Annotated in this window: 8 protein-coding genes and 1 riboswitch; all 8 genes read right to left on the reverse strand. The window is 38.3% G+C overall.

Annotated features, from left to right (window positions below; genetic code table 11):
- Nucleotides 1-592: 592 nt before the first annotated feature.
- Entirely contained in the window at nt 593-2,128 is a 1,536-nt protein-coding gene (gene guaA / locus F1560_RS02540) for a glutamine-hydrolyzing GMP synthase (protein WP_149473083.1), read from the reverse strand.
- 254 nt (nt 2,129-2,382) lie between these two features.
- Nucleotides 2,383-2,484: riboswitch (purine riboswitch) on the reverse strand.
- Nucleotides 2,485-2,561: 77 nt separating this feature from the next.
- Nucleotides 2,562-4,766: a transglutaminase TgpA family protein gene (locus F1560_RS02545; protein WP_149473084.1), complete on the reverse strand. Its 2,205-nt coding sequence runs from the start codon at nt 4,764-4,766 to the stop codon at nt 2,562-2,564.
- The gene (locus F1560_RS02550) at nt 4,763-6,031 is read right to left on the reverse strand and encodes a DUF58 domain-containing protein (protein ID WP_149473085.1); all 1,269 of its coding nucleotides are present in this window, start codon (nt 6,029-6,031) and stop codon (nt 4,763-4,765) included. The genes F1560_RS02545 and F1560_RS02550 overlap by 4 nt, the downstream gene beginning before the upstream one ends.
- The gene (locus F1560_RS02555) at nt 6,031-6,993 is read right to left on the reverse strand and encodes an AAA family ATPase (protein ID WP_149473086.1); all 963 of its coding nucleotides are present in this window, start codon (nt 6,991-6,993) and stop codon (nt 6,031-6,033) included. Before F1560_RS02555 ends, F1560_RS02550 begins: the two co-directional genes overlap by 1 nt.
- Before the next feature lie 244 nt (nt 6,994-7,237).
- Nucleotides 7,238-8,755 carry an amidase gene (locus F1560_RS02560; RefSeq protein ID WP_149473087.1) on the reverse strand — a complete coding sequence of 506 codons (1,518 nt, stop codon included), beginning with the start codon at nt 8,753-8,755 and terminating at the stop codon, nt 7,238-7,240.
- A gap of 63 nt (nt 8,756-8,818) precedes the next feature.
- On the reverse strand, nt 8,819-10,258 hold the full coding sequence (locus F1560_RS02565; protein ID WP_420874460.1) for an FMN-binding glutamate synthase family protein: 1,440 nt from the start codon (nt 10,256-10,258) through the stop codon (nt 8,819-8,821).
- A gap of 325 nt (nt 10,259-10,583) precedes the next feature.
- Complete coding sequence (locus F1560_RS02570) at nt 10,584-11,762, reverse strand: Ger(x)C family spore germination protein (protein ID WP_095312418.1); 1,179 nt, start codon at nt 11,760-11,762, stop codon at nt 10,584-10,586.
- Nucleotides 11,755-12,861, reverse strand: coding sequence for a GerAB/ArcD/ProY family transporter (locus F1560_RS02575; protein WP_095312416.1), 1,107 nt, complete (start codon nt 12,859-12,861; stop codon nt 11,755-11,757). The genes F1560_RS02570 and F1560_RS02575 overlap by 8 nt, the downstream gene beginning before the upstream one ends.

The following is a 12,861-nucleotide window of genomic DNA, read 5'->3' on the forward strand; positions in this document are numbered from 1 at the left end:
CAACGAAAAATGGTTCCAATCATCAAAAACCGATGATTGGAACCATTTTTCAGTTCATTTGGCTAGTTATGTCCCAGCCCCTCCTTCATTTTATTTATTAGGATGAAAAAAGGAACATTCTTTTATTAGAGAATCTATGTCAGGAAATTGGACACTGGAAATGATGAACTTCTTGACATAGATTCCAATTTAATCAGATAAATCCACTATACGATTAATTTCAGGCATTATAGCTTCCAGTTCCAGTTCAAATAGTTCAATTTTGTTTTCTTTAATCATAAAAAATCCTCCTTTTACTAAATTAATTCTTTACATGTACATATAAAAGTTTTGCTTACAAAGAGATAAAACTCCGAATCGTATGATAAAAAATATATATGTTCTCTATCCACAAAAACCCCAATCGTCATCCTATTTTCCTACTAAAAATATTCCCTACCAAAATTCAACGAAAAAACAAAATTCCCTACCAAAAATTTTTCTTGGTAGGGTTTTTGGTAGGGAACTATATTATTTTATATGGTTTTCATCCATTTTTAGCAAGGTTAAATCCTTATAAATCGGTGTTCTCTCTTCAAGTTAAGTTGTATTCTTATTCCCACTCAATCGTAGCAGGTGGCTTACTCGTAACATCATACACAACACGATTAATATGCTGCACATCATTCACAATACGTGTTGAGATTTTCTCCAGCACATCCCATGGGATACGTGCCCAGTCAGATGTCATTCCATCAATCGATGTAACGGCACGAATTCCGATTGTGTAGTCATATGTCCGTGCGTCACCCATGACACCGACACTTCTGATGTTCGGTAATACTGTGAAATACTGCCAAATATCGCGATCTAATCCTGCATTTGCAATTTCTTCACGTAAAATTGCATCGGATTCGCGAACGATTTCTAGTTTTTCTTCTGTTACTTCACCTAGTACACGAATCGCTAAACCTGGACCTGGGAATGGTTGACGCCATACGATATGCTCAGGGATACCAAGCTGTGTTCCTAATTCACGTACTTCATCTTTGAATAATGTGTTTAGTGGTTCAATTAATTCAAATTGCATGTCCTCAGGCAGTCCGCCAACATTATGGTGTGACTTAATAGTTTGTGCTGTTTCAGTACCACTTTCAATCACGTCCGTATAGAGGGTACCTTGTGCAAGGAAATCCATATCCTTTAATTTTGCCGCTTCATCGTCGAATACATAGATAAATTCATTTCCAATGATTTTACGTTTTTTCTCTGGATCATCAACACCAGCTAGCTTTGATAGGAAACGATCTTTTGCATCTACTTTAATGATGTTCATATGGAAATCGTCAGCAAAGACTTTCATCACATCGTCTGCCTCATTTTTCCGTAATAGACCATGGTCAACAAAGATACAAGTCAGTTGGTCTCCAATTGCTTTATGAATCAATGCTGCAACAACAGAGGAATCGACCCCACCACTTAATGCACATAGTACGTTACGGTCGCCAACTTTTTTCTGGATTGCTTCGACTTCCATATCAATAAAGTTTTCAATCGTCCAATCTCCCGTACAATTACACACGTCAAATACAAATTGATTTAACAGGTCGTTTCCGTACTCTGAATGGCGAACCTCTGGATGGAACTGTACACCATATAATTTATTTTCAGGATCACTCATTGCTGCAATTGGCGTTGACGGGCTTGTTGCATCAATTTGGAATGTAGGAGGAACCTCTGTTACCTTGTCTCCATGACTCATCCATACCGTTTGCTTTGTAGGTGTATCCTTGAAAAGGACTGGATCATGGTTTAAATCAATAAGTGCTTTTCCATATTCACGGTTTTTTGCTTTCTCTACTTTCCCATTATAATGAAGTGCCATAAGCTGCATGCCATAGCAAATTCCTAAAACTGGGATGTCTAAGTCAAATATTGCTTCATCACAACGGAAGCTATTTTCATCATAAACACTGTGTGGTCCACCAGATAAAATGATTCCCTTTGGATTGATTGCTTTAATTTCTTCTGCTGTTAGCTTATGTGAATGTAGTTCACTATACACACCAAACTCCCTGATCCTACGTGTAATCAGCTGATTGTATTGACTGCCAAAGTCAAGCACCAATATCATTTCGTTGTTTTCCATTGATTCCGCTCCTATCTGCTGTAAGGTGTCTCCTTTGAAATGAGGTACAAATAGTTTCTCTAGTAAGTGTTTGCTTAACTTTTGCTAAGGATACATGATAGAAATGGAATACGGCAGGCAACTCACCCTAACACGAGTACATTTCTCCACTTATTATCTCACTAAAAAAACCTGCATTTCTACTTTTCGCACGCTATATAAACACTCATATAGCTACAAAAAGACAGAAATCCAGGTTCATGATATAAACTACATCATCTAGATTCTGCCTTCATAGTCAGAGCATTTACGGTGCTCCGGTAGAAACTTTTGACCCATATTGTCAAGGATATACGAACGCATTTTATTTCAATTTTTAGAGGTTGCACTTTAGGTTGTCCTTTTGAGCCCTCACTTTTGCATGTATTTATTCTACTAATCAACCCACACCAGGTCAACCCATTATACGTTTAATTAAATTTTTCCATAATTGAGTTAGTTCATTTAGTTGTGATTCATTTAGCTCGTTTTTATACAACAACCGCTCATAGTATCTTGTTAGCTGCCCCATCTCATCCGTAGAATAGTGGATATCAATACGGTTAGCAAATTCACGTAATGTCTGATCAGGGTCTTTTGTATACCCATGATGCCGCAATAATTTCATTAAATGATGGTAGGCTTCTTGGAATGACTTAGCATCCTGTCCTTTTTTCATCTTCACTGCCAGTGCCTTTGTTTGCCAACGGAATCTTGTTTTATAGATACCGATTCCGATAATCACGATTAAGGCAACCAAAATTGCTGCATACCACCAGTTAAATGTAAATTGATTTGCATCGGCTTGGACAGATTCTTGCTCCGCAGTTTCATCCGTTGTTACATCTGATTCCGGTTGTTCTGGAAGATCATTCCTTTCTGGCGCTTCCAATGCATCATCCTCTGTTTGCGATAAGTCTGTATTACTAGCATTATCAACATCCACATGAAAATCAGATAAATTAGAGAAACCTTGTGTCGGCTCAAACGGAACCCATCCCGTTTCTGGGAAGTACACTTCTACCCACGAATGGGCATTTCCATTTGTCACTTCGTACAGTTCTGTTGCATTTTCTCCTCCAATTAATTGTCCACTTGTAAATCCCTTCACCCATCTTGTCGGAATATCGATAGCACGCAGCAAAACAACCATCGAAGTTGAGAAGTTATCACAATACCCTATCCTGGAATCAAATAAAAATTGGTCCACATAATCTTGATCTCCTCTTGGCACCGGGACATCTGTTGTACGGTATTCAAAATCATTGCTGGCGAAATATCGCTCCACTGCTTTTACCTTTTCATACCTTGTCTCATGTGGTTCGGTTATTTCTTCGGCTAAATCACTTACCCGTTCAGGTAATGTATCCGGTAATTGCGTATAGCGTTTTAATAGTTCATCACTGTATGGCTCACTGCTTTCGCGCAGCTCATTTAGCTCATAGGACGGATGGTCATACGTTAATTGATAAGAAGTTAAGTTAGCAACTTCTCCACTTCTTCTAGCCTCTATTGCATCTGATTGCTGGTCGAGAAAGACTGCTTCCTCCCCTTCCAGTCCCTCTACTTGACTGATTCCATAAGGATAGACAAGCTTATTAATCGATTCATTTTCTTGAAATTCAACCAAAGCATCTCGACTCTCTGTCTCTACGTCCGAAGAAAATGTCTCTAAACCGATCGAACCATTTGGCTGTAGTTCATACTCTGAGTCAGAAGAAAGCACCCAGCCTTTCCCTGTATATTCATCTTTCGTTTCAATTCGCCAGTAATGTCTTTCTGGTGTCCTTGCATAAAACACAGGTGTATCATCTTGAATAAATGACCCACCTAGTCTAGAGTCATCCTCCCCATAGCCTACCTTCTGTACAGCTCCACCTCCATTACCGCTAACGTTTTCAGCAGCGCTTTGAATAAACGGTACAGGATCTGGCCAAATAGGTTCTGCCTTCGGTGCAGCAAACCCAATTAGGCTGGAGATAAACACAACGACAATTAGTGGCATGAGCCATACCGGTGATTTCTTTATCCATGCAAAATGAATAGACTCTTGACTCAATTCTTTCATTAGGTTAGCTATACCAAGTGCAATAAACGAAATAATAAAGGTTCTTACAATTGAAACAGCACCATCGTATACCGTAAATGTATCAAGAATCGTGATATAAATGAATGTCAGCAAGACAAATAGAAAAATTCGTTTCATCTGGACGAACCAATAGTGCAATAAATAACTCATTAGCCAAATTAATAATAAGAATAGAAAGCTACGGAACAACGGTGTTAAATAATACCATTGCTGTGAGAACAATGCCTGTATGTTGAAGACAAATTCGACTTGTACCTGCTCTATCCACATAGCACTTACGATTGGTACATTAAAATAGAGACCATTTAGAATGAAAAGCAAGCCAAATCCTTTTAATAAAAAACCAAGCCACCATTTCAGTTGCAATGCTGAAATAATAAAACAAAACATCGTATAAATAATAAAAATTAAAATATTATTTGTATCCGATATATCTTTTAATGGATAGAGCCATTCGAGGAACATAAAGAATCCACAAAAATAAAGAATCGTGGCATATAAGATCGCTGCTTTATTTTGCTGTTTGTTCATCTTATATTCACCTCAATCGGATTATGAACCAATTGTTGTTCTGTCATGATTTGCACACCAATATCTGCATAACGAAGCTGCTGAACAGCATGATTTTCCGCTTCTGAAATAAAATCAGATGCTTGAATGAATATTACAGCAACACGCTTCGTTCTCCGCTTCACTTGTAGCATTGATTGTTTAAAAAAGTCATCCATTCTTGTTGTGATAACAATTGCCATTTGTCCTGCCTTAATTTGCTTCATTTCTTCCTTCACACTTATAGAAAACGACCGCTCTCCATTTGGCTGAATTCGTGCTAAAAAGTGATTGATACGCGCTTGAACCCCAGCATTTTGTTCAGATGGGAAATAGACCGCTTCCGCCCCAATGGAGAGTAATCCTGCCTGATTATCCTGTTTTCGAAAAGCATTCATTAAAGAAAGACTAACCTCTACAGCTGCTTCAAAAGCTAATGCATTCATACCTTCATAATGACAGCTATCTAAAATTAGTAGAATATCCGTACTTTTTTCTTGTTCAAACTCCTTTGTCATCACGTTATTTCGTCTAGCAGTTTGTTTCCAATCAATTCGAGAAAATCGATCTCCTGGCACATATTCACGAACGCCGATTGCGACATTGGTATTCATTAAATGATGTGAACTGGAAGAAACAGAGCCCTGTTCAAAATTTTGATATTGCTCTTGCATCGTGATAGGACGAATGGTCGGGTAAGCAATCAGTTCATTCGATACATTGAATAAATGCTCTCGTTTTACAAAGCCAAATATATCACTAAGCTTCACACGAATTCCCCTTAGCTGATGCTCCCCTCGTGGAACTTGTTCAATTGTATAGGGTAATGCTAAGCTTCGTTTAAATCCGGGAAAAACAACCTTTTTAATTTTCCGTTCTACATATCGTTTCTCAGGGTGATCCATATGACGATATTTCTCTGTACGACTGTCAGCTTTCATTAAGCTCACTGGAAAAACTTCCTCAACTATACAATAATAGATCGGAAAGGGGATATTCCGATTTATCCTTAGCATGACATCTATCTTGTCGCCAGCTTGGATAATAGGTCGCGTTACCTCCCTTGTTACATTCCATTTCTTCATCGGATAAAATAAGAACATAAGGAGGTAAACGAAAATTGGAAGAAAACTAAAAAAGAGAAACCAACTGACAAATCCCCCTTGAAACATTGCATAGGAGAATAGTACGACAAAAAGTGTAGCAATTATCGCAGCATTGCCAAATACCCTGAACCGGCCTCTCATTAATGAAATTCCTTTCGAATCGGGATATGCGTGGTTTTTACAATGGCTGTGATCGTATCCTCATTGGTAACCCCTTCATACCTAGCCTCTGATGTTAAAATAATCCGATGCGATAAAACAAATGGTGCAAGGTATTTTACATCATCCGGCAATACATAGTCTCTTCCATATATGTAAGCATAGGCCTTGGCTGCTTTCATTAAGGCAATTGACCCTCTTGGACTTACTCCGAGATAGATAGCATCATTTTCTCTTGTACGTGTTACAAGATTAATAATGTATTGCTGTACATTGCGATCGATATAAACGTCCTTTACCTCTTCTTGAATTTCTACTAACTGATCTCTATCGATTACTGCCTCTATTGACTCAATTGGGTGATTACTAGATGTTCGGTCAAGCATTTCAAGTTCTTCACTAAAGGTAGGGTAACCCATTTTCAATTTCAGGATAAATCGGTCTAGCTGTGCTTCTGGTAATGGATAGGTGCCTTCATATTCAATTGGATTTTGAGTTGCCATAACAAAGAAAGGTTGCTTAAGAGGTTTCGTTTTTCCATCAATGGTCACGTTTTGTTCTTCCATTGCTTCGAGAAGTGATGATTGTGTCTTTGGTGAAGTACGATTTATTTCATCTGCGAGAATAATATTTCCAAAGATTGGTCCATCGCGAAATTCAAATGCTAGTTCTTTCGGATTATAAATTGAAACACCAGTTACATCTGATGGTAATAAATCTGGAGTAAACTGAATTCTTTTGAATTCACAGTCTAGTGACTTAGCAAGTGTACGAACCAGCATTGTTTTTCCAACACCAGGAACGTCCTCCAATAACACATGACCCTGTGCTAACAAAGCAACTAAACTTAGTGTTGCAACATCCTCTTTACCAATCATTACTTTATTTATATTATTGATTACACGTTCAATTCTTTCATTATATATACTCGTTCCATGTATCAAGCTATATTCCCTCCTTTAATAAGACTATTTAAATAATTCATCTACTTCAACTATATCAAGAAAATAAGGTGAAGTAAAAGTAGAAGCTAATCATCTATATGAACAACCTCTATATAACTAACATTACCAGAAAAGGATATATATATACTAGATTTATCGAAAACATATAAAGCACCACTTCGATTAAAATTAAGTGGTGCTTTTGTAGGTGAATTGACAATTGTTACACGATTAAATTTTAAATCTACTTCCTTTTACTCAGGCGCTCTTCGAAATATGGATTTCCCTTCATTCCCACCCATAAGTCCGATTGCTCAAGTTGAACTGCTAATTGTAATAGACGGTGTTCTTCACCTTTTGGCGCCATTACTTGCACCCCTAATGGAAGACCCTCACTTGATAGATATACAGGCACAGACATCGCTGGCTGACCAGTCAAATTAGCTAATTGTGTAAACGGTGTATAGGTTAGGCTAGGTAAAAACATCTCATAGATAAGGTTTTGTTGTTTTTCTTTGTTTGCTTCACTTACTTGTAATCGCAGTTTTTCCTGGCTTGCTTTTGAATGGGTTAGCTCGCCCACCTTTGGCGCAGTACTTGCAGCAGCTGGCGTAATATAAAAATCGTATACTTGATGGAACGATGCCATCTGCGCTGCGGCTACATCCCATGATGCAAGACTTGCAGAAAAATCAGCCGCAGAGAGGGATTTCCCTGCTTCACTGAGCACCCAGGTTTCTATTTCGACGTCATCAGCAGTAATTGCTCGACTAATTGCTTTTTCCAGTTCTTGAACAGTAAGGCTCATTTCACCACTGTTCATCATATAGTAATCCTTCATTAACTGGACACCATCCACACCGTTATCCTTTTCTTCTACATCATGGCCCTGCGCTTCCAGCCACTTTACCGTGTTTTCCACTGCAAACTTTGCATCCGCACTAACAGGGGTGCCAACAGGTGATTTTGTCGTATAGGCGATCCGTAGTGTTCTGCCTGAGTCTTCCAGCATCTTTTGTTGATAGCTTCCAGGATATAGTGGTGTCTGGAATGCTGCCTCTGGCTGTACAACTTGAAGTAAATCCAACATACTAGCACTATCTCGGACACTTCTGCTTAAAACAAAATCAATCGATGCACCATGCCACTGTCTGCCAACTCCAGGTCCAACTGGAGTTCTTCCTCGTGTAGGCTTTAGTCCAAATAGCCCAGAAAACGAAGCTGGAATTCGTATGGAGCCACCACCATCACTCGCCCCTGCAAGTGGTACAACACCTGAAGCAATTGCTGCTGCAGCCCCGCCACTAGAACCGCCGGGCGAATAATTGGTATTCCATGGATTTCTTGTGGGACCGTAAATTTCAGGTTCTGTAATGTTTTTTAATCCGAACTCTGGTGTATTCGTATGGCCCATGAAATGAAAACCAGCATCGCGAAGCTTTTTCACAAAATAAGAATCATGTTTTGAGCGGTTCCCTTTGAGCAGTTTATTACCTGCTGTCATCAGCTCTCCTTCTACACTTTGAGAGATATTTTTCAACAAAATAGGAACACCGTTAAACGGAACATCTTCTATCGATATGCGCTCTGCTTCTTCTAAGGCCTTTTCCATTCTTGAATGTGCGACAATATTCAAGATAGGGTGAACCTCGTTTAATCGTTCGAAGGCAACCGTCATCAATTCTTTTGCGGTAACCTCTTTCTTTTGAATCAACTGCGCCATTTCCACGGCATCTAATTTTAAGTATGTTTCCAAATTCATATATACACTCCTCATAGAAGCATTTTAACCCTAGTCTACCATACCTGTAGATTGGTTCCAGTACTATGATTCGGAAGCATCTTTTTGTTTAATCGTTTTCTTTGTTTGTTCTTTCTCTTGCCATGGTTCAAATGAAAAGGGGATACCTAGCATTTCACTTGTTAATTTATCATAAGAAACAAGGTCTTCTAACGTTACTTCCTCTAGCGAACGCTTTCCCATTGCTCTTAGACCTACCTTCATTTCCTCTATACTTGCTGTTAAAAATTTTGTTGCTGATTGTGCGCCGTCTTCCCTATTAAATTTATTTTTAAATTTCCCTTCATTCCATACGACCTGTGTAGGCGGTTCAAATGGAAGAGCATCGAGCGTTTGACTATGTGCTACTGCAAAAAGAATCGCCGATCCTAAATAAACGGCATCTGCTCCAAGTGCGATCGTTTTTAAAAACTCTGATGGTGTAAATAGACCACCAGATATGATGAGGCTAATCTCCTTTCTTTTGTTACGTTTTTTCAAATGATTGTCCGCGCGTACAACTGCATGCAGGGTCGGTATTCCAAAATCATCTGATAAAACAGGAGGTGCTCCGTGAGTTGCAGCTTGTCCCCCGTCTACTGCGATATAATCAACCCCTATTTCTATTAATTGGTCGATGTCCTGCTCTATTTTCCCACCAGCACCTAACTTGGCACCAATTGGCACTCCACCCGTCAGTTTTCTTAATTCGTCTACTAAATCTTTTATATCCTTTAACGTTTGATTATCAAAAAAATGCTCATAGATTACTGCTACTTCATCTTCCTTTAATCCCATTACGCTCCTTGCGCGTCCTGTTAAATTTTCCGGTGAAATTCTCCCGCCTACTCCGACAAGCGCTCCTTGGCCGAACTTGATTTCAATCATATCGGCACGCTTTAATAGGTTCTCATCCTTTGACCACTCCGTTTTGGAAAACTGTAAAATATACTTATCAGCTGCATCTAACTCCTCTGGTAAAACCCCACCTTCACCAGAATTAATCGCCGTACCTGTCTGCTTTGCTGCATCTGCTAATGCAAGTCGAACTTCTTCACTTAAAGCAATACCGTAAGCCATGCCACTAATTAGTAACGGAATTTCAATTTCGAGTGGCTTTTTAGCGTTTGGACCGATGGTAACTTTTATATCAACATCTTCATCACCATCAATCGGAAATGAAGCCACCTGTGCTGGTATAAATGTTACCGTATCCATATGTGGCCAGCTTTTTGACGACCCTAATGGACGGTGTAAGACATCCCCGGTTTCTGCACGTAAATTGTTCTCAAGGACATTTTGTATTCCCATATGTTTAATACCTGGAATCAATTCGATTAAATTCTCTTGATAGCTATCTGTAAAAATGATCTTCCCCATTTTCTTTGTCATCCGCTTTAGCAGACCTCTCCAGCCAAACAGAAACACTAATAAGATACCAAGCAGTAAAACAAGTAATATAAGATTAATTACAGAAAGGATCATCATTATCACTCACTACCTTACGTTATACTGTTTTAATACGTGTTCAAAAAGAAGGGGAAAATTGGTACCGGACTTTTTGAACAGCCTCTTTAAAAATCAATAATTGAAATACTACACGATGATAATAAGAATAGATTTAAAACCAATCCACTCATCCTATTTGGAGGTACCCTCTCCTTCGTCCTTCTTCCAGGGTGGATCGGCATATTTATGCAACTTCTGATTAATCTTATAAATGAGATATGGTATTAAAAAAGACAATACAGTACAAAGAAGAATCAACTTTTCAGGTAATCTTCCTATTAGATTTTCCCACATATAATCGTCACTCACTTCCTTGATCCTTGACCCGATCAGTAGCACCTGTTGTTCGAACAATAGCATCTGCTTTTACTTTTATCGTGCTATTTGCAAAAATATTATCACCTTGATCCCAGTTTTCCTTTATTTCATTCCACGTATCATAATGTTTTCTTTTTAAAATTTCACTAAAACCAAAAAAGTCTAATTTTATATCCTCTTGTGCTTTTTGAATGGTATTGTTTGCGATCCGTTCGATTTTTTCATTTATTTTTTGTTCTATTTCCGAAAGATAATCTTTATCTAATAGGCTTCTCTGACCAAACATCTCAGCAATATTGCCTTCTGTATCAATTGTTATATCTATAGTAATATTATCTGGATCTTCTGTATTAATTTCTATATTACTTTTTAACTTTTTCAACTCATATACCATTAACTTATTATCCACTTCAATTTTGATATATCCACCAATACTTTTACCTTTTACAAAGTTTAAACCTGCTGCTTCCTCACCATTGATTAGTCCAACGACTCTATTACTGTCTCCATTAAAGACGGCTCCACCGTTGAAAAATACTTTATCATCAGAAGAAGAAACTTTAGGGATAACATAATTTTGTGACTCCAATAAATACTCATGTATCTCCCCCATTCGGACAGGTTCAATTAATCCTGCTGATTTGGAGGTATTTTCCATCACATTTGTAATATACATGATAGGGAGATTTTCAGTTTCAGGCTTTATCTCAAGTATGCTTTGAGCTTCCTCCTCGGAGATAATTACCCTTATTTCTCTCCGCATTTCCGGATCACGGAGAAATAAGTCCATTATCCCCCCAAATAAGTCAGGCTGGCGCGCAACATCCGCAGAGACGACAATTAATTTTAAATGCTCAAAATAAGGTGCACGACCCACCGTGGTTGACATTGTACGGATGATTTCAAAAAAACTTTCACCTGTTGCGGATAAATTGGTGAACGCTTCTTGTTCACTACCAGCTCCTGTAGGTAGACCTATTCCCGCTGGCACGACGAATTGATTGGTCATTTTCAGCATAGGATTGTCTTTTACGTCTTCATCTTCAGCTAAGTCAATAGCGGTACCAATCACAAAGCCGCGCTCTTCTATATCCGTTTCATCCCAGCACCCTGAAAGCAAAAAAATCATGCAACATAAAAGGATAAGAAGTCGATTATTCATCCCGCTTCACTCCCCTGACTTTTGCGATAACAAACAACAGAACCAGAACAAATACACTATAAAATAACATAGATTTGCTCATCACCGCTCCAAATGAATTTACCTCAACTATCTCTTGAGGAAACATACTGATGATATATACTACTGGAGCTAAAATAAAAAGTATCTTTACCTTCTTCATATTTTTAAAGATAGAGTTAATAGCTAGAACTGCTACATCTAAAGCCATCGATGCAGTATTGAAAATAGCCATAATCCAAATGACAAAAAATATGGATTCGAAACGTTCAAGGAATCCCCCTGGAATATCGACCACTTTCGCCAGTTCAACAGTTGGATAAAGCAGATTCGCTGTTACTTCTCTACCAAACACCCCAATACACAGTATAAACAGCATGATATATAAGACGACTGGTATACACATGCCAAGTGCAGCCATTTTCGGTGCCTTCTCTGGTTTATCTACTAATGCAATATAGAACCATAAAATACTAAACCCGAGGTATGAAGTAACAATTGTATTTAATCCCTTTACGTAATCATTAAAGCCCGTTTTAAATACCGGTAATAAATTCCCGAGATCAAACCAACCTAAATTAAATACAAAAACAGAAAGCGCAATAAAGAGAATAATTGGCAGAAACATCACATTTAGACGAAACAAACCTGCCCTTGACCCTGAAACCGCATAAAGAACGACAAGGAGAAATGCAAGTGAGATGACTTCTAGTGGTGTACGATCAAATAAATATTGCTTAGATATATCTGCAATTTGACGAACTTGAAATGCAGTTATCAATAAGAATAGAACGGCAAATAGAAAAGTCAAAACAATTGCCACAGGTTTAGTTGTTATGCTGGATGCATAGGTAAGAAATGTTTGATTAGCAAAACCCGAAGCAAATTTAGCTACCATCCATGTTATAAGTACTACAATAAGACCACCGATTAATAAAGGAACCCAGCCATCTGCAGCTATTGTAACTGAAGCCAGATCTTTAGGCATAGAAAGAATTCCTACACCTATCACCATGGATGGTACAGCAATCAAGATTTCCTTCTCACTGATTTTTTCATCTGCATATTTGAAACTTTTCAC

Origin of the sequence: Oceanobacillus polygoni (genome assembly GCF_008304605.1) — a bacterium.
Taxonomy (GTDB): domain Bacteria; phylum Bacillota; class Bacilli; order Bacillales; family Amphibacillaceae; genus Oceanobacillus; species Oceanobacillus polygoni.

Bases quoted from the DNA above. Each gene is read 5' to 3' on its own strand.
- guaA (WP_149473083.1), bottom strand. From the start codon at position 2,128: ATGGAAAACAACGAAATGATATTGGTGCTTGACTTTGGCAGTCAATAC.
- F1560_RS02545 (WP_149473084.1), bottom strand. From the start codon at position 4,766: ATGAACAAACAGCAAAATAAAGCAGCGATCTTATATGCCACGATTCTT.
- F1560_RS02550 (WP_149473085.1), bottom strand. From the start codon at position 6,031: ATGAGAGGCCGGTTCAGGGTATTTGGCAATGCTGCGATAATTGCTACA.
- F1560_RS02560 (WP_149473087.1), bottom strand. From the start codon at position 8,755: ATGAATTTGGAAACATACTTAAAATTAGATGCCGTGGAAATGGCGCAG.
- F1560_RS02565 (WP_420874460.1), bottom strand. From the start codon at position 10,258: ATGATCCTTTCTGTAATTAATCTTATATTACTTGTTTTACTGCTTGGT.
- F1560_RS02570 (WP_095312418.1), bottom strand. From the start codon at position 11,762: ATGAATAATCGACTTCTTATCCTTTTATGTTGCATGATTTTTTTGCTT.